The sequence below is a fragment of the Thermococcus litoralis DSM 5473 genome, from assembly GCF_000246985.2.
Taxonomy (GTDB): domain Archaea; phylum Methanobacteriota_B; class Thermococci; order Thermococcales; family Thermococcaceae; genus Thermococcus_A; species Thermococcus_A litoralis.
This window is the reverse complement of sequence record NC_022084.1, coordinates 363934-381005: the sequence shown is the minus strand read 5'-3', so window position 1 is coordinate 381005 and position 17072 is coordinate 363934. Positions and strand designations below refer to the sequence as shown.

Below are 17072 nucleotides of genomic sequence, written 5' to 3'. Positions count from 1 at the left end.
TTCACCGCCTGTGGATTACCGAAGATAAAAGCCCCGAAAGGTTGAAAGTGAAAAAGATAGGGGACGGCAAGCCTCAGGAGTAGATAGTAGAATTCTTTTTCACAAAAATTTTCATAAGCTTCTGCTCTATTTTTTGCTTGGTGGTGCTATGAAGAAGATTGGAATAATAGGTGGCACAAGTCCGGAATCTACCCTCTACTACTACAGAAAATACATTGAGATTTCAAGGGAAAAGTTTGAGCCTTATTTCTTTCCGGAGCTGATAATCTACTCCATAAACTTCAAGGACTTCAAAGACAACCCCAATGGATGGGAAGGCAGAAAGAGAATTCTGATAAATGCCGCAAAGGCTCTTGAAAAGGCAGGTGCAGAAGTTATTGGAATCTCTGCAAACACTCCACACATTGTTTTTCCGGAAGTTAAGAACGAGATAAACGCTGAAATGGTAAGCATAATCGATGCAGTCGCTGAAGAGGCAAAGAGGAGAAACCTCAAGCGGCTCCTTCTCTTGGGAACAAAAACCACGATGACAATGCCCTTTTACAAAAACGCTTTGGAAGAGAAGGGATTTGAGGTAATCGTTCCGGGAGAAGAGGAAATCGAAGAAATCAACAGGATAATCTTTGAGGAGCTGATGTTTGAAAACTTCAGAAGCAAAGGATGGCTCATTGAACTCATTGAGAGGTACGCAAAAGGCAAAAACATTGAAGGCGTTATATTCGGCTGCACTGAGCTTCCCCTTGCAATAAAGCCGGGGGATGTGAGCGTTGAAGTTTTGGATAGTGCTGAAATTCACATGAGGGCTTTGATAAACGCTGCCCTCTGACTTAAATTTCTTTTGGCGGTACGAGAATGCCGAGCTCTGTGATTATTCCCCTTATGTACTTCCAAGGTGTTGCATCGAAAAGGTAGTTTCGTATTATTGTGTGGTTTCTCTTGAACTTCCTCTCGGTAATCTTAACATCTTCAGCTTTTGCCTCTGGATGTATTTTAAAGCTTTCCGCCGCTACGTAGAAGGGAACTCCATTGTCATGGCAGGCAAGTGCAAGGGGGTAAGTTCCTGCTTTGTTAAAAACGTAGCCATCCTTGGTTATGTTGTCAGCTCCAACCAAGGCTAAAGTTGCTTTCTTTGCAAAAAGTCCTAGCTGAGCGTCTGTTATAACCTCAAAAGGTATCTCAAGTTCTTCAAGCTTTTTGGAAAGGAATAATCCTTCATAATCTGGTTCGCTTTCGGTTAGGATTACCTTGAAGCTCTTCCCCTTCTCCTTGGCTTTCTTTAATATCTCAAAGACTGTGGAAGAATAAGAGTGAGTGATTATTACTTCATTCTGATCTATCAGCTCACTTCCAATGTTCCCGATTTCTCGCTTTGCCTCTTCACTCAGCTTTATGAACTCCTCTGCCTTCGCCTTGACGAACTCTGGATCTGCGGTTATTGGCATGAACCTCACCAGATTGTACAGGGATGCCATGGTGGGGTTCACGTTGAGGATTTCAACTCCAAGTTCCTTGAGCTTTTCAACCAACTCTTCCCCTTCAAACCTTTCCGCGAGCAGTATGTAAGCCTTAGCTCCCATTTTTGCCAGATATGACGCTCCATGGATTTTTTCTTCACTCATTTCTTTTAGGAGCTCTTCTATTTCTTCGGGAAGCATTGTACCACTCCACTTTCCTTTTTTCTTTAAGCTTTAAAAGATTTTTTCGCCTTTGCAACCCTTTTTAAATTTTTCCGAGAAGACTTATTAATCCTAAGGTTGAGGTTCTAACGGTGGTGTGAATGAAATACAGCGAGCTAAGTGACAGGGTAAAGGGAGTTTACTCGAGAATAAGGATGCTTGATGATTACCATTGGGACATTTATGAAGACAAAATAGTGGGCTACCACAGAAAGAGCAGGCTCCCGGTTAGGATAAAACTCGCGGAAAGTAAAGAAGAAGCTGAGAAATTAAGTGAAGAGAAAGAGGAGTATGGGATAGACATTGCAGTTCTTCCCGATAATGGAACTTTTTACATAAAGAACGGCACTTTCATACTTTCGGATAGATTTTTAAAAGCTACGTTAATGGATATCCACGACCATATCGTCTGGAGAGGATTTAAAGTCGTCGAAAGGGATGGAAAGCTCGTTCAAGAAGATTTTTACGAATATTTGGGCGGACTTTTAGTTAGGCATTTGAAGAACAACATGATGAACGGTCAGGATTACGTTTTCTGGCAGTTCTACAAGTGTGAAAAATGTGGAAAATACGTCGATATAGAGAGCGTCCCCGAACATCTAGCTAAACATGGGATTAGTGTTGCAGAAAAAGACAGCGAAGAGTACGAGATATTTGAGCTGAACTTCCTTGAAGGAAAAGTATTCAACAAATTTGGAGAGGAAGTTCCCCAAAAGCAGTTTGCTCCAGAATCACAGGCTTTCCTGAAGGAAATGCTTGGTGAACCAAAAGCTCAAGAAGAGTGAATCTTTTCTTTTCTCTTCTTAACTCCTCAAAAATAAATTAATAAAAGAAGAATCATCCTCTGAACCTCGGCCTCATGCTTACAAGCAGAGGCAATGGCCTTGGTTTGTAGGGGAACCCTTCTGTTTTCTGCTTTATCTCTTTTATTAAGTCTTCAATGTGCATCTCATACTGTCCGCCTTCTCTTTTTCTGACGGTTATTACTCCCATTCTCTTTTCGTTTTCACCGACGACAACTATGTAGGGTATCCATTCTTTCTCTGCTTCCCTTATCTTTTTGTTAAGTCTTTCATTTCTATCGTCGACATCGGCTCTTATCTTTGCCCCTTCGAGCTTTCCAGCAACGTAGAGGGCATAATCGAGGTACTTATCGCTAACGGGGATAACCCTAACCTGAATTGGACTTAGCCAGAGCGGATACATGGGCTTTTTGCCCTGCTTCATGAGCTTTGCTTGCTTTTCAAGTATAGCGTACATGACTCTCTCTATTGCCCCACTCGGCGAGCAGTGGAGGATTAGTGGGTACTTTTCTTCCCCGTTCTCGTCGTAGTATGTTATTCCAAATCTTTGGGCGTTTTCCACATCTATCTGCACCGTGCTTAGGGCAGCAGCCTTGTCGAGGTTATCGACAAAGTTGAACTCGAACTTGAGGATGAAGTAGAAGAACCTCTGCTTCCACATCTCGATTAAGACAGGCTTTCCGATTATCCTTGCGAGCTCTACTATGAAGTTCTTGTTTTCATTCCAGAAGTCTTCTGTGAATCTTATTGCCACTTCATAATCCTCCGGAGTTAATCCAACTCCCTTGAGGACTTCCATACTGAGCTTATACTGCTTCTTGAACTCTTCCATTGCTTGCTGTAGGTCTTTGGCTACCGTGTGCATATCGGGCATTGTAAATGCCCTAAGCCTTCTCAAGCCAGAGAGCTCACCGCGTTTTTCCCTTCTAAATGAATATCTCGTGAGTTCGTACATTCTAAGCGGCAGGTGGCGATAGCTGATTGTGGCGTCCTTCTTTATGAGGAACTGACCAAAACAGGCTGCAAACCTGAGGAAGAACTTTTTATCACCGCTTTTTACTATGTACTGCCTTGCTGGAAATCTGTTGAGATACTTCTCAAGGGCTGGGTGCTCGAAGTCATACATAATTGGCGTTTCAACTTCCATTGCTCCATATTCGATAACCTTTTCCGTTACATAGTTCTCAAGAAGGGACTTTATGAGCCTCCCCTTTGGATAGTAGCGGAGGTTTCCAGGGTCGCTGCCTTCCTCATAGTCCACAAGCTCCTGTTCGAGCATTATCTTCACATGAGGAGGCTCTTCCGTTGCAACTCTGCTCTTGCTTATCTCATAGTTTGCAAACTTTCTGAGGTTTTCATAGCCAGAGAAGTCAAACTTGTCCACCTCGATGAGCTCTCCCTCTGGTGTGAGGATGTACCAGTAGCTGACGAGCTCCTCTTCTTTCTTGAGGGCCTCTGGCACCTCTTCCTCTTTCTTTGCTTCACCCGGTATAATTGTCCTTGAAAGCTCCGCGAGAGGGTGACCCTTACAGCTGAGCTTGAATGCCTTGTAATAGCCAAAAGGTGCTCTCTTAACGTTGTAACCCTTCTCTTTAAGCTTTTCTTCGATCTCCTTGAGTATCTTCAATGCAATGTCTGGAGAACCGAGCTCACTGCTTAGATGGGCGAAGGGATAAACGAAAATGTTCTTTGTTTTCACCTGAGAAGCAACGTCCTCTATCTCTTTAACAGCCTTCTCAACAACTTCCTCCGGATTTTGTTCATCTACCTTCTCCACGCTTATAAAGGCGGCAAGAACCTCTTCAAGCCTGCCTTTTTTCTGTTCTTCGCTTATCTCCTCGGGTTTTTTCAGGGCTTTATCCTTTACCTCATACTCGAGGTAGTCACTGTGTATCAGGAGCATTCTCATTTATATCACCACCTCATTCTACTTGGCAAAACTACATAAAAGTTGCCATCAACCTTTTTATAGCCTTTCCTCATCCAGGGCGTGTTTATAGTAACCTTTATTAGGGTTTTTGCTGAATTCTTTCAGGTGGTTGTCGTGATCCCCAGATGGGATCACAGACTCAAAGACCCTGAAAGCGTGGCATTCGCAATTCTTGACGTTTTAGCAGACTTCGAATCAGAAGGAAAGCTGAAGAACCTACCAAAATCCAAAAAATTCCCAGTAAAAACAATACTGGCAATACTCCTCTTTAAACAATACTACAACCTACCCCTCAGAGACGCCCAGCACTACGGCAGAAAATTCTTCGGAGCAAACATTCACTACTCAACCCTCCACAACTGGGAGAAAAAGCTGAACCTCGAAGAACTGACAAACCACCTCCTGAAAAAACTCCAGAAATTACCCTACGCCAGCACTCAAGCAGACTCAACCATTATCACAAATAAAAAAAGGACAGAATAGAAGTTCAGGCAATAACGAGAATCCTGCCGGGTTTACTGTATCCGGTTGCTGTGAAGATCACAACTTCTGAGAACGAGCTGATTGAACTCCTGCCGGAGGGTTCTGGGAATTTTTATGCTGATGGGGCTTATGATTCAAAGAAAGTTCTGAACACTGTGGTGGAAAAGGGTTATCGGCCGATTGTTAAGAAGACTAAGAACCCTCCAGGTGGTTTTGGTAGTAAGAAGAGAGACAGAGTGTTTTCTGAAGAAGAGTACGGGCATAGGAATCCTCATGAGGGGTTCTGGGGTGCGTTTACAACTTGGTTTGGCAGTAGAATCCCCTGTTTTCTGAAAAAGACTACTGTAACCCGAATCCTGCTTGGGGTAATGTGTTATGGTCTGAAAATCCTCCTCAGAGTCAAATACTGTTTAAATAACAGGGGGTGAAACTAAACACGCCCTCCTCATCCATAAACTTAAAAGTTCAGAATAGCTAAGTTTAGTGGTGGTGAGTGGATGGATAAAAAAGAAAAGAAAAGGGTAAAAGATGGAGATATAGTTCTTCCAGGGGATTATCTTGGGGTTATCGAGGAGTTTCTTCCTGGTGAGGGCATAATAGAGGAGAATGGAGAGCTGTATGCGGCAAGAGCTGGAAGAGTAAGGATAAACCCCGAAAAGATTGAAATATCCGTGGAACCATTAACCGATACCCCACCCCTCCCACAGGTGGGGGATGTTGTAATAGCGAGAGTTATAGAAGTAAAACCACAAGCCGCCATAGTTCAGCTGCTTAGAATTGAGGGTAGAAAGGGGTACAGAGAGATAGCAACGTCAAAACTTGCTGGAATACATATCTCTCAAGTTAGGGATGGATACGTGGAGTCAATGAGCAACGAGTTCAAAATTGGGGACATTGTTAGGGCGAGGGTATTAACGAATGAGAAGAGCCCTATACAGCTCACCACAAAGGGTTCTGATTTGGGAGTAGTTTATGCCCTCTGTTCTTCATGCAGGACTCCTTTAGTGAGGAGGGGAAACGTGCTCATATGTCCAAAATGCGGGAGAACAGAGACAAGAAAGCTTTCGACATACTATAGAAAGCTGAAGCTGGAGTAAGGTGTAGAAAATGAAAGCCAAGAAGGTTATGGTTATTCACGTTAAAGATGACATTGAAAAGGAGGAACTCATGAAAGAGCTGCAGAAACTCGAACTTCCCGCCTTTATTTACGTTCATGGCAAATTAAACTCCCTTAAAATAAACATCCAAGGAACCAAGGACGAGATAAGAGAAGCCATGCAGAAGGTCAGGGACATTCATCAGAGGGTACGCTCTCGCCTGTATCCAGACAGGAGGGGATTTTACCAATACAATATTGATGATATCTTCAGAGAAGCTGGAACTAGTGTTTCGGTTCCTATTCTTTTAAAGACCCTTGAGCTTCTTGGGGAGAAGGCTGAGCTTAGGGACAATAGACTTATAAGCTCCCTTCCGTGGAATGAGATTGTAGAACTAACTAAAAAACTCGGGGAAGCATTAAGCGAGGTAGCTTTACAGACCACAAGGCAAATAAGGGAAGTTGTGCTGCCCATAGCTGTAGCTTTTGAACTTGAGCCAGAGGAGGTTTTGGATATAGCCCTTGAACTGGGGGTTGCGGAGTATAAGGAGGATAAATTTAAATATGAACTCATCAAGAATAAGGAGCAAGCCCTGGAGATAATGTTGAAAAAACTAACAGGTGAGGAAAATGAAGATTGAAGTCATAAAGCGTGAAGAAAACCTGCTTGAATTTTATCTTGTGGGGGAAGATCACACATTTGCAAACTTACTCAATGAAGTGCTTCATGAAAACAAACACGTCACATTTGCCGCATACACCATAGAGCACCCAGTTCTCATGGCAAGAAAGCCGAGGTTCAAAGTTGCCACCGATGGAAAAATAACCCCCGAAAAGGCTTTAGAAGAAGCTGCCCAGAAGATCTTTGATAGGGCAAAAGAGGTCCTTGAGGCTTGGGAGAAGGCAATAAAGGAGTAACCTCCTTTTTAATTTTGAGAGGGTGAAGAATGGAGTATTCTATGGACTTTAACGATAAGAATCTCTCAAAGTTTGGGGATTCGCTTGTTAATTTTATCTTTTCTCTCGCCTTAAGTGAGTACCTCGGCTATCCCAGTGCTGGGAGAGTGCCCAATGCATCACTGAGCATTGCCCTTGAGAAGGCTAAGCTCTTAAGCTATGTACCACCAAGAACAGATAAACATGGAAGAGGCGATATTGCCGAGGCAATTTTAGCCTACGCTTGGCTTGAGAGGAAAATAACCATAGAAGAAGCTGTGTCAATTCTCAAGCGGAATTTTACTCCAGATGTTCTCCATCCTTCTAGAAAGAAAGAAGTGATTGGCAATGCTTTTGGAGAGCTTTTAAAGATAATAAAAGAGAAACTGGAGCTTTAAATGCTGGTGAGGATTTCTATCAATCCCCTCTTTGAGGGAAGCTTTGCGAAAGTGTCGGGATCTTTGACTTTGAGCAATAACGGCACATCACCGAAAAGCTTTAGCACTTTTCCGAAGGGGATTTTTCCTTCTCCAGGCATCAGGTGAAGGTCTCCAACGCCATATGCCAGGGCATCCTCTGGCTCTACCTGTGGGAAGAGCTTTCCGAAGTTATCGTGAATCATAAGGATTATCGTCTTATCTGTACCGAGCTTTACATCCTCTAAAAATCTGCTTTCGTCTCCTTGGGCACTTAGAAAAGCGTGCCCTAAATCAAGGGCAAAACCCACGTTTTCTTTATTAACGCTTTCAACAACGTAAAGTGTGTCTTTAACGCTGTAGGTGTTTTCGAGGGCAATTTTAATTCCAAAGTTCTTCGCCATCTCCGCCAGCTCTTGAAGGGCTTCTATCTCTAGGTCAAGCCTTCCAGTGCGGCCGCTTTGCATGACTACTATCTTTGAGCCGAGCTTTATTGCTACATCCATTATTGCTTTGGCTACTTTGAAATGTCTGGTGTAGTATACGCTGTCCCTCAAATTCACTGAGGTGGGCATTCTAATTGTGTAGTTTATTCCAACTCCCCTTAGGGCATTTTCTATTGAGCGCAAGTTCTTTTCTATTACCTGTCCGTTTTTTATTAAGCCAAGTGTATGGGGAAATATCTGGACAAAATCATAATCTTTAATCTTCAGCTCTGCTAAAACTGAGGGCAGACCCTTCCCTTTGTTCACAAAATGGGGATAAACACTTACTCCTATCTCCATGTCTTACACCTTTTTCTGCTTTTGCTAGAGATTATGGAAACACCAAATTTAAAAGTTTCCAAAGCCATTTCACTTTAGGTGATTCTGATGGAGAGAGAAATATGGAAGTATCTCAGCTTCATCCTCACGCTCCTTCTAGCGTTAGCAACGGTTGCGGGAGTTCTTCTTTATACTCAAAACACTGAACTGCAGAGGGCTCTTCAAGAGAGGAATTTTACGGTGGTTTACAACGAAACCGTAAAGGAGGTAGAGAGCAACGCCACGTTAGCCCTTCAAGCAAAAATAGAGGAGCTTCAGAGGGAGATTGAATATCTCAAAAGCCAGGTGAGAGGAAATGTGAGCGAAGAAGCCAATGTAACCGTGGCAATACTGCCCGTAGTGGGCCCAATTGATGAGACCACCGCTCTGGATGTAATTTCTAAAATCAGAGAGATAAGGAAAAATGACACCATAAATGGAGTTGTTCTGTGGATTGAAAGTCCCGGAGGCTATGTAGGGCCGGTTATAACCATTTACAAAGAGCTGAAAAAACTATCGTATGAAAAGCCGACAGTTGCTTATACCGGAGGTATGGCTGCTTCAGGAGGTTATTTCCTCGCATGTGCCGCTGATAAGATAATAGCCGATCCCCTTGCTGAGGTTGGAAGCATTGGCGTTCTTTACGTCCACTATAACCTGGAGCAAAACTATGCTCAAAACGGTATCAAGGTGAATGTGTTCAAGACGGGTAAATACAAAGACATGGGTGCGGAGTGGAGAGACCTCACGGATGAGGAAAGAGAGATGATAAAGAGGACAATAGATACATACTTTGAGTATTTCCTCCAAGTTGTTAGCGAGGGAAGAAAGCTCGACATGAACACGACGAAGAAATACGGTAACGGAAGGGTGTGGTTTGCGAGCGATGTTAAGGGCACTCTGATTGACGACACCGGTGACATAGACTATGCAATAAAAATCCTTGAAGGCATTATCGGCGTAAAGAGTGCAAATGTTGTGCTTTATGATGCCCAAAAGACAGAATTTGGCATTTATGAGAGCTCTTCACTCTACATGCCTCCCAATTACATCGCCTCCTATATACGGAGGTGATGCGGATGCAGTGTGAAGAGCACCTCGAGGTGTTTGAGAACGGCTTTGAAGACGGAAAATTTAACCTGAGAATTGAATACTATGGGGGAGATGCGAGAAAAGTTTTGCTGTCTATTATCTATGAGCTTTACCAGCCTATATATGGCAGCGAATACGTGTATCCCTTTGAATGTGCCAAGGAGTTTTGGGGAATCTTTATGGATTACAGTGAAGTTGTTCCAGAAGAGCTTAGATTGAGCAAGCCCAAGTTCATTAGCCAGGCTTTGATTGATGGGGGGAGAGTCTACTAAAGGAGATAGAGGCTCCAGAGGATGTGAAAGGCCTTATTGAGGTCAAGAGTGCAGAGATATACAAGCTAAAGGATGGGCTTTTGATCGTTGGGAAAAATTTCTTGCTTGATGAAGCTAGAAAAACCCTGTTTGTATTTAACAAACCACAGGCTAAAGATTTGATCCTCAAATACCTTAGGAGATGATTGTATGAAGACTGAGCACATCGTCTGGATTGCCGTCTCTCTTATAATTCTCTTCATTGTATGGAAAACCGTGGAACCTCTTATCACCCCGATAATCTTTGCCTTAACGGTTGCATACATTCTTCATCCCCTCCATGAAAGGCTTGCAAAGAATCTTGATACAAAAAAGTCTGCCATATTGCTATCGGCTTTGATGACCTTGCTGTTGATTGGGTTTATATTTGGCATAGTGCTATGGTTTAGGGATGTGACCAGATCGTTAGTAATCTACATAAACGAGGCACTCAATTGGTTTTTGTCCTTAAACCTTCCCCCAGATATAGGGCAATCGGCTGCGATTTTGATTGAAAGGGTTTCGGAGAAGATGAGCGAATACCTTCTCAACTACACCTTATCCATACCCAAGTTACTTCTTCAAGCTGTTGTGTTCATAGCAGTCTTTTATGGAATACTCGTCCACTCCAGGGCTTTGTCTGAAGAGCTTTACGCATTACTGCCCGAGGAGAGGAGAGATTTGGGTGTGGAGCTAATAGAAAAGGGAAAAGAGACATTAAATGCTATTTTGAGGACTTGGCTTATGCTGAGCATCTTTAAAGGCTTTCTGCTAACCTTGGGCTTTTATGTCTTTGGAGTGACGAACCTTAGTGGGGCAATCGCAGCTGGAATACTCTGTATTATCCTTGAGCTCCTACCCGTTATCGGAGGCTGGATAGTGTGGATAGCTGGGGCAATATACCTATCTACCCAAGGAAATATCTTTGCGGGGATTATGCTCTCAGTATATGGTGTAATTTTGATCTCTCCTGGTCCAGACATCACAATTAGGCCAAAACTTGTTGCGGAAGGTGCAAAAATAAATCCTGCCCTTGCGCTGGTGGGGATATTTGGAGGAATAATGGGCTTTGGGATAAAGGGGCTGATAATTGGACCAGTGGCTCTGGGCTTGCTTTCAACACTGCTAGAAGAGTGGAAAGAACAAAAACGAGAAGGCTAAATATTAAAGCTCTTTATTTGCTTTTCTGCTATTTCTCCCACTATTGGGAACTTGTAGTATTCGCCTTGGTAGGCTTTTACCATGCCGAGTATCCACAGTATAAGCCCAATCAATGTTACCAGTGAGCCCAGTATCCAGCCAAAAAACGGAATGGCTCCAAATATTATGTCAATTACTGTTATCGCAAGGAACGTAATTGTTGATTGCATTGCATGAAATCTCACAAAATCGCTCTCCTTTTCAAGCAGGAGAAAGAGTATCCCCGTCAGCCATCCAAGAAGATATGCAAGAGCCCCTTCCACATTTTCATCAAGCCCAAGTGATGTTTTCTTTTCTTCTTCCATTTCATGTCCTCCTTTGAAATTATTCCAGTAATATTTTGTATTTTTGTCCTTAAATACTTTGCCTTTTTGTATGTAACAATAGCACCATGGAGAGAGCATACTAGAACCATTTCTCTTTGATGTTCAAACTTTTTTGGAGTTTTAGACCCACCAAATCTTTTTAAGGTAGTCTATATATCTCATAAACGGAATTAGGTTTGCCTAATGGTGATGCTCATGTATGTGCGGTTAACTCAGATGCGCGAGGGAGAGAAAGGTATTGTGGTTGACATCCAAGGGGGGCATAGGGCTAGGCAGAGGCTCTTGGGGATGGGAATAGCCCCCGGGACAAAGATTTTTGTGGTCAAATCAGGCAACCCGGGGCCTTATATAATCGCTATTGGGAATACTCGGATAGCTCTGGGAAAAGGTGTGGCAGAGAAGATCATAGTTAGGAGGGAGCTTTGATGAGCTCTTGTTGCAGTGCTGAAAAAGTTCCCGAGGAAAAGAAAAATGGTCTAAAAGTCGTTGCATTAGCGGGCAATCCAAATGTAGGGAAAACCACGATCTTCAATGCCCTAACTGGCCTTAGACAGCACGTGGGGAACTGGCCTGGAGTAACGGTTGAAAAGAAAGAAGGGATAATGAAATACCGCGAAAAGGAGTTTTTGGTAGTAGATCTCCCGGGGACGTATTCTCTTACCGCAGATTCTATAGACGAACTCATTGCGAGAAATTTTATTCTCAGTGGGAATGCGGATGTTATTGTGGATATAGTCGATGCCTCTTGTCTTATGAGGAACCTCTTTTTGACGATGGAGATATTCGAGATGGGAGTCAAAAACGTTGTCATTGCCTTAAATAAGATCGACATCGCAAGAAAAAGGGGAGTTCGCTTTGATGTTAAGAAAATGGAAAAGGTTCTGGGGGTTCCGGTAGTTCCAACAAATGCCAAAGAGGGTGAGGGGCTGGAAGAATTGAAAAGAACAATAGCTAGCATGGCGGAGGGGAGAATAACTGCAAGTCCCATAATCCCCGTATACGAGGAACCGATAGAAAGGGAGATAGAGCACATCTCCAACCTTTTGAGAGAGACTCCATTGGAGGAGATGTACAACATCAGATGGCTGGCAATAAAGCTCCTCGCCAGAGATCAAGAGGTAATAAAGCTCGTTTTGAACTATCTCGGCCCGGAAAAAATGGATGAAATACTTAAGCATATAAGCGAGCTGGAGGTTTACTATAAGCGCTCCCTTGACATCGTAATAGCAAATCAAAAGTACGAGTTTATAGATCGGCTTATGCATCAATTCGTCACTCACTTTGGAGAAGTCAAAGAAACTTTCAGCGACCAGATAGATAGAATTCTCACTCATCCAGTTTACGGACTCTTGGGGCTTTTGGGAGTATTCTACGTTCTGTTCAAGTTTGTGTTCACAATAGGCACTCCCATGCAGGAGTTCCTGGACAATGCTTTTGCATCATTCGGTGAATTTGTTGCGCCATTTATAGGTAATGAAACCGCGAGGGGTCTTATTGTTGATGGGATCATAGGCGGTGTTGGCTCAGTGTTAAGCTTTTTCCCATTGGTTTTCTTGCTGTTTATTGCAATGTCAATTCTTGAAGACAGTGGGTATATGGCTAGAGCGGCTGTCGTCATGGAAAGGATAATGAGAAAGTTTGGTCTTCCAGGAAAGAGCTTTATCCCGATGGTTTTGGCATTTGGATGCAACGTTCCAGCTATAATGGCAACAAGAACGTTAGAAGATGAAAGGGACAGAATATTAACCATGCTGATAAATCCACTCGTGCCCTGCAGTGCAAGAATGGTCGTTATAACTTTCCTAGCCGGGGCATTCTTTAGCGACTATAAAGCCCTTGTGGCAGTGGGCATATATGCAATTTCCCTCTTTCTCGCTTTACTTTCGGCTCTAATCCTTGGAAAATTTGTTGTTAAAGGAGAGGAGAGCCCGTTCGTAATAGAACTTCCCGAGTATTCTCTTCCATCATGGAAAGTCGCGGTAGTGCATTCATGGGAGAGAAGCAAGGAATTTTTAAGGAAAGCTGGTACAGTAATTCTACTTGGCTCTGTGGCGATATGGTATCTAAGCACTTATCCTGAACCCATAGGTAGCGGCTTGAGTTATGCAGAAAAGCTTGGAAAAGTTTTTGAGCCTTTTACACTGCTCATGGGTCTTGACTGGAAAGCTGCGGTAAGTTTGATCTTTGGGATAATAGCCAAGGAGAACGTTATTGCAACATATGGCATAATATACGGCATAGGAGAAAGCGAAGAGGCTCTCATATCGCTGATGCAGAGTGCTATGACTCCACTACAGGCATTTGTCTTAGCCTTGGTAACCACTTTGTATATTCCTTGTATAGCCACAATAGGGGCAATAAGAGCCGAAGGAGGGAATAAGTGGGCTTTGGTAGCCTCTCTCTACAACCTTTTGCTTGCGAGCTTAGTTGGCATACTCGTTTACAACATTGGTCTCTTGCTTGGGTTTTGATGGGTGAAGTAGATGGGGAAACTTGATGATGTGCTGGAATTGATAAAGAGTGGAGTGAGAACATCCAAGGAAATAGCTGAGAGGTTAGATCTTACGGTTGATGAGGTTGAAGGAATTATAAAAATCCTAGAAAGCCTGGGCTACGTGGAAAAAGTCGAGATGGGCTCTTCGTGCCAGAATTGTCCTCTAAAGAAAATTTGTCCGGGCAGTTGTGTTTAAAGGCAGCCTCTATGAGCTCAAGAAGGATGACAAGAAGAATACATAGGCTGAAAATCTGTTCATTGAGGGAATATTTAATCCACGTAAAATATTTAAGGCGATAGCCTAATGTATTATTGGTGATACTATGAAAGCGGTTATTCTTGCTGGTGGTTTTGGAACAAGATTAAGGCCACTCTCTTCAACTAGACCAAAGCCCATGATCCCGGTTCTTGGCAAGCCAAATCTCCAGTACATACTCGAAAACTTGGAGAAGATAAAGGAGATCGACGAGGTTATCCTTTCAGTACACTACATGAGAGGGGAGATTAGGGAATTTATAGAGGACAAGATGAGCGATTATCCAAAGGATATTAGGTTTGTCAATGATCCAATGCCCTTAGAAACAGGAGGAGCCCTTAAGAACATTGAAGAGTTTGTAGGTGAGGAGTTCTTAGTTATTTACGGAGACGTCTTTACTAACTTCAACTTTGAGGAGCTTATAAAAGCACACAGAGAAAACGAGGGGCTTGTAACGGTAGCACTTACAAAGGTCTATGATCCAGAGAAATACGGTGTCGTCGTTACAGACGAAGAAGGAAAGATAATTGATTTTGAAGAAAAGCCTCTAAAGCCTAAGAGCAACATAGTAGATGCGGGAATTTACATGGTCAACAAAGAAGTTTTGAAGGAAATACCCAAAGGAAAAGAAATATACTTTGAGAGAGAAATCCTTCCAAGACTTGTAAGTCAGGGACAAGTTTATGGATACATGATGCCAAGAGAAAACTATTGGGTCGACTTGGGAACTCCAGAAGATTTCTTCTATGCTCACCAAGTTGCGCTAGATGAGATAGCTAAAAACAATGGCTATTATACAGTAAAAGAAGGAGCTGAAGTGCCAGAGGATGTTGAGATACAAGGGCCGGTATACATTGACAGAGGTGTCAAGATAGGACATGGAGTCAAAATCAAAGCCTACACTTACATAGGGCCAAACACTATTATTGAGGACAAGGCATACCTCAAGAGGTCAATACTCCTGGGACACGATATAATAAGGGAGAGAAGTGAGCTGAAGGACTCAATTCTTGGAGAAGGTGTCGTAGTTGGCAGAAACGTTATCCTAAAAGAGAACGCAGTAATTGGAGACTACGCAAGAATTCATGACAATCTCGTAATATACGGTGCCAAAGTACTCCCATGGAAGAAAGTTGAGGAGTACGAGGCGTATCTAAAGATAAAGCTTGACCCGACTAAGGTAAGGCCAGAACTTACCCCGGAAAGATGCCCTCTGGGACTGCCGGAGTGTATATACTCAAAGTTCAAGGCAATAGCAGCAGAAAAGCCGCCATGTGATGAGTGTATAGAAAACCAATGGCTCTTCTGATCCTTTATTTTTTATTTAATGCAGTCTTGGGTTGTACTCGAAGATTATCTTTCCATCTTTGAAGACCCTCACTATCCCACTCTCTGAGACCGTTATCGCTATTGCTTTGGTAACTTTTGAAATTCCTGCTGCTGCCAAGTGCCTGCTCCCTAATCCAGAAGGAATGTTCACACTTACCTTCTTAAAATCAATATCCAAATACCTTCCTGCGCATAATACTCTACCCGACTTGCTTATAACAAAAGCTCCATCTAAAAAGGCAAATTCCTTTATGATCTCTTTACTCCCCTTATCAAAGATGTTTATTTTGTATCCCTTAAAGGGATTTGGCACCATCTGATGGGAATGTTTGATAACGTTTTTTGTATCTCCTATTACGAATATCGTCCCTATTGGCTTTCCTTCCCTGCCCTCAAGGCTAAGCTCTATGGCAAGCTCAAGAACTTCCTGGAAAATGTGTTCAATTTGGGAGAAAAACTCATCTTCGACCTCTACTGCTTTTTTAGCTTTTCTAATGCCCAACGTGGATGGGGTCACGTATATGAACGTTTCCCCCTCTTTGATTATCCCCTCGGCTATCATAAAGCTCGAAGCTAAATTTACGAGATTTTTGGTTCCCATTGAGAGGGGAAGGGGAAGGGTTTTAAGGTTATGTTGTCTGCTTGTTTCTCTCCCCACTAGAAGGATTGGTATGTCCACTTTGGGGGGCTTTTTTAGTTCTATGCCAATTACAACTAAGGCTTTAATGTCCAAGAGCCTTGTGAGCTCTAGGGCTTTTTTGAGAAGAACCTCTGCGTAGTCATTTCCCTTCATCTTCACACCTGAGTGTAAATATGAGCAACTTAACCTTATAAACATTGTTTCGAAAAACAATGCATCCCTTGCGAACTTCACAAAGTATTTTAAGTACCTAAACATAAAAGTACGCGAAATGGTGAAGAGCTATGAGAATCGTGGTTGCCATTACTGGGGCGAGTGGAGTTATTTATGGGATTCGATTAGTTGAGGTTCTAAAAGAGTTGGGGCATGAGGTCGTTAGCGTTGCCTCGGAGACGGCTTTGAAGGTTATAGAGTATGAACTAGGCATTGAATTTAAGCCTGATTTCAGGGAGAATGATCTCTTTGCACCAATAGCCTCTGGTTCTTATGGGTTTGATGCCCTTGTTGTGGCTCCGTGTTCAATGAAAACACTGAGTGCTATAGCTAATGGGTATGCTGATAACCTTATTACGAGGGCTGCAGACGTTGCTCTAAAAGAACGAAGGAAGGTAGTATTGCTGATAAGGGAGACCCCTTTAAACTTGGTGCATATCCAAAACATGTTAAAGGTTACCCAAGCAGGAGCTATTGTTATGCCAGCATCTCCAGGTTATTACCATAAGCCTAAAAATTTAGACGACATCGTTAATTTTATAATTGGAAAAATTTTAGATGTTCTCAGCATATCCCATAATTTGTACAGGCGGTGGGGGGAGTAAGGTGATATATTTAGATGATCTGGATAGAGCGATTTTGAAGGTGCTCAAGGAAGATGCCCGGGTAACAATTTCAGAAATTAGCGAGAGGTTGGGTAAGCCAGAGTCCACCATACACTTTAGAATAAAGAAGCTCATTGAGAGGGGAGTTATAGAAAAATACACGATAGTCCTGGGTGAAGCCGCAAGGCCTAAGGAGGTTGCCTTCATAGTCTTAGGGATAGAAAAACCAGTTATAGAGGAGTTCCTAGGCAGATACCTCGAGTATGTATCAAAAAACCTGGCAAACCTCCCCAATGTTCTCTTGGTGGCAAAAACTGAGGATGAGCGGATAGTGGCTCTCGTTGGGGCGGAAACAAAAAAGGAGTTAAATGAGTTCATTGAGGAAAATATAAAAAGCATACCAAGCGTACGGGAGATTGTAGTTTATCCAATAGAAGAGTTCAAGAAGGGAGAGGAAATTAAGGGATTGCTTCTAGGGATCTAG

Annotated in this window: 23 protein-coding genes; 18 read left to right on the top strand and 5 right to left on the bottom strand. The window is 42.8% G+C overall.

The window, feature by feature from the left end; genetic code table 11:
- The first annotated feature begins 148 nt into the window (after nt 1-148).
- Entirely contained in the window at nt 149-826 is a 678-nt protein-coding gene (locus OCC_RS02000) for an aspartate/glutamate racemase family protein (protein WP_004068247.1), read from the top strand.
- Between the two features lies 1 nt (nt 827).
- Here the strand turns inward: OCC_RS02000 and OCC_RS01995 are convergent, their stop codons facing one another.
- Nucleotides 828-1655: a translation initiation factor eIF-2B alpha/beta/delta subunit family protein gene (locus OCC_RS01995; protein WP_004068246.1), complete on the bottom strand. Its 828-nt coding sequence runs from the start codon at nt 1653-1655 to the stop codon at nt 828-830.
- Between the two features lie 122 nt (nt 1656-1777).
- On the opposite strand from OCC_RS01995, the gene OCC_RS01990 reads away from it, so the two are divergent.
- A complete protein-coding gene (locus tag OCC_RS01990) occupies nt 1778-2461 on the top strand; it encodes a TBP-interacting protein (RefSeq protein ID WP_004068245.1) in 684 nt (227 codons plus the stop codon).
- A gap of 52 nt (nt 2462-2513) precedes the next feature.
- On the opposite strand, the gene OCC_RS01985 is transcribed toward OCC_RS01990, so the two are convergent.
- Nucleotides 2514-4388 (bottom strand): threonine--tRNA ligase, encoded by a 1875-nt coding sequence (locus OCC_RS01985; protein ID WP_004068244.1) that lies wholly within the window; start codon nt 4386-4388, stop codon nt 2514-2516.
- Between the two features lie 126 nt (nt 4389-4514).
- Here OCC_RS01985 and OCC_RS01980 point away from each other — a divergent pair, with 126 nt between their 5' ends.
- The 6 genes from OCC_RS01980 to OCC_RS01955 all read left to right on the top strand — a co-directional run bounded on the left by OCC_RS01980 (nt 4515) and on the right by OCC_RS01955 (nt 7322).
- Nucleotides 4515-4892, top strand: coding sequence for a hypothetical protein (locus tag OCC_RS01980; protein WP_148290382.1), 378 nt, complete (start codon nt 4515-4517; stop codon nt 4890-4892).
- 50 nt (nt 4893-4942) lie between these two features.
- Nucleotides 4943-5320, top strand: coding sequence for a hypothetical protein (locus tag OCC_RS01975; RefSeq protein ID WP_020953604.1), 378 nt, complete (start codon nt 4943-4945; stop codon nt 5318-5320).
- 69 nt (nt 5321-5389) lie between these two features.
- Nucleotides 5390-5989: an exosome complex RNA-binding protein Csl4 gene (locus OCC_RS01970; protein WP_004066829.1), complete on the top strand. Its 600-nt coding sequence runs from the start codon at nt 5390-5392 to the stop codon at nt 5987-5989.
- A gap of 10 nt (nt 5990-5999) precedes the next feature.
- Nucleotides 6000-6629: a DUF2067 family protein gene (locus OCC_RS01965; protein WP_004066830.1), complete on the top strand. Its 630-nt coding sequence runs from the start codon at nt 6000-6002 to the stop codon at nt 6627-6629.
- Nucleotides 6619-6906: a DNA-directed RNA polymerase subunit L gene (locus OCC_RS01960; RefSeq protein WP_004066831.1), complete on the top strand. Its 288-nt coding sequence runs from the start codon at nt 6619-6621 to the stop codon at nt 6904-6906. Before OCC_RS01965 ends, OCC_RS01960 begins: the two co-directional genes overlap by 11 nt.
- A gap of 29 nt (nt 6907-6935) precedes the next feature.
- Nucleotides 6936-7322 (top strand): ribonuclease III family protein, encoded by a 387-nt coding sequence (locus OCC_RS01955; RefSeq protein ID WP_004066832.1) that lies wholly within the window; start codon nt 6936-6938, stop codon nt 7320-7322.
- Here OCC_RS01955 and OCC_RS01950 read toward each other — a convergent pair.
- Nucleotides 7319-8125 carry a sugar phosphate isomerase/epimerase family protein gene (locus OCC_RS01950; protein WP_004066833.1) on the bottom strand — a complete coding sequence of 269 codons (807 nt, stop codon included), beginning with the start codon at nt 8123-8125 and terminating at the stop codon, nt 7319-7321. The genes OCC_RS01955 and OCC_RS01950 overlap by 4 nt on opposite strands.
- Before the next feature lie 87 nt (nt 8126-8212).
- On the opposite strand from OCC_RS01950, the gene sppA reads away from it, so the two are divergent.
- From sppA to OCC_RS01935, 4 genes are read left to right on the top strand one after another with little or no spacing between them, the layout of a single operon-like run.
- Nucleotides 8213-9217: a signal peptide peptidase SppA gene (sppA, locus tag OCC_RS01945; protein WP_004066834.1), complete on the top strand. Its 1005-nt coding sequence runs from the start codon at nt 8213-8215 to the stop codon at nt 9215-9217.
- A gap of 5 nt (nt 9218-9222) precedes the next feature.
- On the top strand, nt 9223-9507 hold the full coding sequence (locus OCC_RS13065) for a PH1570 family protein (protein ID WP_020953603.1): 285 nt from the start codon (nt 9223-9225) through the stop codon (nt 9505-9507).
- A gap of 23 nt (nt 9508-9530) precedes the next feature.
- The gene (locus OCC_RS13060; RefSeq protein WP_020953602.1) at nt 9531-9692 is read left to right on the top strand and encodes a PH1570 family protein; all 162 of its coding nucleotides are present in this window, start codon (nt 9531-9533) and stop codon (nt 9690-9692) included.
- Between the two features lie 4 nt (nt 9693-9696).
- Nucleotides 9697-10686 carry an AI-2E family transporter gene (locus OCC_RS01935; RefSeq protein ID WP_004066836.1) on the top strand — a complete coding sequence of 330 codons (990 nt, stop codon included), beginning with the start codon at nt 9697-9699 and terminating at the stop codon, nt 10684-10686.
- On the opposite strand, the gene OCC_RS01930 is transcribed toward OCC_RS01935, so the two are convergent.
- Nucleotides 10683-11030 carry a DUF4870 domain-containing protein gene (locus OCC_RS01930; protein WP_004066837.1) on the bottom strand — a complete coding sequence of 116 codons (348 nt, stop codon included), beginning with the start codon at nt 11028-11030 and terminating at the stop codon, nt 10683-10685. The genes OCC_RS01935 and OCC_RS01930 overlap by 4 nt on opposite strands.
- Before the next feature lie 216 nt (nt 11031-11246).
- On the opposite strand from OCC_RS01930, the gene OCC_RS01925 reads away from it, so the two are divergent.
- The 4 genes from OCC_RS01925 (at nt 11247) to OCC_RS01910 (ending at nt 15110) form a co-directional block, all read left to right on the top strand.
- The gene (locus OCC_RS01925; protein WP_004066839.1) at nt 11247-11477 is read left to right on the top strand and encodes a FeoA family protein; all 231 of its coding nucleotides are present in this window, start codon (nt 11247-11249) and stop codon (nt 11475-11477) included.
- Nucleotides 11477-13522, top strand: coding sequence for a ferrous iron transport protein B (feoB, locus tag OCC_RS01920; RefSeq protein ID WP_004066841.1), 2046 nt, complete (start codon nt 11477-11479; stop codon nt 13520-13522). The genes OCC_RS01925 and feoB overlap by 1 nt, the downstream gene beginning before the upstream one ends.
- A gap of 12 nt (nt 13523-13534) precedes the next feature.
- Nucleotides 13535-13741 carry a FeoC-like transcriptional regulator gene (locus OCC_RS01915; RefSeq protein ID WP_004066842.1) on the top strand — a complete coding sequence of 69 codons (207 nt, stop codon included), beginning with the start codon at nt 13535-13537 and terminating at the stop codon, nt 13739-13741.
- Between the two features lie 127 nt (nt 13742-13868).
- Complete coding sequence (locus OCC_RS01910) at nt 13869-15110, top strand: sugar phosphate nucleotidyltransferase (protein WP_004066844.1); 1242 nt, start codon at nt 13869-13871, stop codon at nt 15108-15110.
- A 15-nt stretch (nt 15111-15125) separates the two neighbouring features.
- Here OCC_RS01910 and OCC_RS01905 read toward each other — a convergent pair whose 3' ends face one another.
- On the bottom strand, nt 15126-15923 hold the full coding sequence (locus tag OCC_RS01905; RefSeq protein WP_004066846.1) for a DNA integrity scanning protein DisA nucleotide-binding domain protein: 798 nt from the start codon (nt 15921-15923) through the stop codon (nt 15126-15128).
- Between the two features lie 131 nt (nt 15924-16054).
- Between OCC_RS01905 and OCC_RS01900 the strand changes: the two genes are divergently transcribed.
- Nucleotides 16055-16588 carry a UbiX family flavin prenyltransferase gene (locus OCC_RS01900; protein ID WP_004066847.1) on the top strand — a complete coding sequence of 178 codons (534 nt, stop codon included), beginning with the start codon at nt 16055-16057 and terminating at the stop codon, nt 16586-16588.
- On the top strand, nt 16542-17072 hold the full coding sequence (locus tag OCC_RS01895; RefSeq protein WP_084684297.1) for an Lrp/AsnC family transcriptional regulator: 531 nt from the start codon (nt 16542-16544) through the stop codon (nt 17070-17072). Before OCC_RS01900 ends, OCC_RS01895 begins: the two co-directional genes overlap by 47 nt.

Bases quoted from the DNA above. Each gene is read 5' to 3' on its own strand.
- OCC_RS01930 (WP_004066837.1), bottom strand. From the start codon at position 11,030: ATGGAAGAAGAAAAGAAAACATCACTTGGGCTTGATGAAAATGTGGAA.
- OCC_RS01925 (WP_004066839.1), top strand. From the start codon at position 11,247: ATGTATGTGCGGTTAACTCAGATGCGCGAGGGAGAGAAAGGTATTGTG.
- OCC_RS01905 (WP_004066846.1), bottom strand. From the start codon at position 15,923: ATGAAGGGAAATGACTACGCAGAGGTTCTTCTCAAAAAAGCCCTAGAG.
- OCC_RS13065 (WP_020953603.1), top strand. From the start codon at position 9,223: ATGCAGTGTGAAGAGCACCTCGAGGTGTTTGAGAACGGCTTTGAAGAC.
- OCC_RS01955 (WP_004066832.1), top strand. From the start codon at position 6,936: ATGGAGTATTCTATGGACTTTAACGATAAGAATCTCTCAAAGTTTGGG.
- OCC_RS01895 (WP_084684297.1), top strand. From the start codon at position 16,542: ATGTTCTCAGCATATCCCATAATTTGTACAGGCGGTGGGGGGAGTAAG.
- feoB (WP_004066841.1), top strand. From the start codon at position 11,477: ATGAGCTCTTGTTGCAGTGCTGAAAAAGTTCCCGAGGAAAAGAAAAAT.
- OCC_RS01990 (WP_004068245.1), top strand. From the start codon at position 1,778: ATGAAATACAGCGAGCTAAGTGACAGGGTAAAGGGAGTTTACTCGAGA.
- OCC_RS01900 (WP_004066847.1), top strand. From the start codon at position 16,055: ATGAGAATCGTGGTTGCCATTACTGGGGCGAGTGGAGTTATTTATGGG.
- OCC_RS01915 (WP_004066842.1), top strand. From the start codon at position 13,535: ATGGGGAAACTTGATGATGTGCTGGAATTGATAAAGAGTGGAGTGAGA.
- OCC_RS01950 (WP_004066833.1), bottom strand. From the start codon at position 8,125: ATGGAGATAGGAGTAAGTGTTTATCCCCATTTTGTGAACAAAGGGAAG.
- sppA (WP_004066834.1), top strand. From the start codon at position 8,213: ATGGAGAGAGAAATATGGAAGTATCTCAGCTTCATCCTCACGCTCCTT.
- OCC_RS01965 (WP_004066830.1), top strand. From the start codon at position 6,000: ATGAAAGCCAAGAAGGTTATGGTTATTCACGTTAAAGATGACATTGAA.
- OCC_RS01985 (WP_004068244.1), bottom strand. From the start codon at position 4,388: ATGAGAATGCTCCTGATACACAGTGACTACCTCGAGTATGAGGTAAAG.
- OCC_RS02000 (WP_004068247.1), top strand. From the start codon at position 149: ATGAAGAAGATTGGAATAATAGGTGGCACAAGTCCGGAATCTACCCTC.
- OCC_RS01935 (WP_004066836.1), top strand. From the start codon at position 9,697: ATGAAGACTGAGCACATCGTCTGGATTGCCGTCTCTCTTATAATTCTC.
- OCC_RS01970 (WP_004066829.1), top strand. From the start codon at position 5,390: ATGGATAAAAAAGAAAAGAAAAGGGTAAAAGATGGAGATATAGTTCTT.
- OCC_RS01960 (WP_004066831.1), top strand. From the start codon at position 6,619: ATGAAGATTGAAGTCATAAAGCGTGAAGAAAACCTGCTTGAATTTTAT.
- OCC_RS01910 (WP_004066844.1), top strand. From the start codon at position 13,869: ATGAAAGCGGTTATTCTTGCTGGTGGTTTTGGAACAAGATTAAGGCCA.
- OCC_RS01995 (WP_004068246.1), bottom strand. From the start codon at position 1,655: ATGCTTCCCGAAGAAATAGAAGAGCTCCTAAAAGAAATGAGTGAAGAA.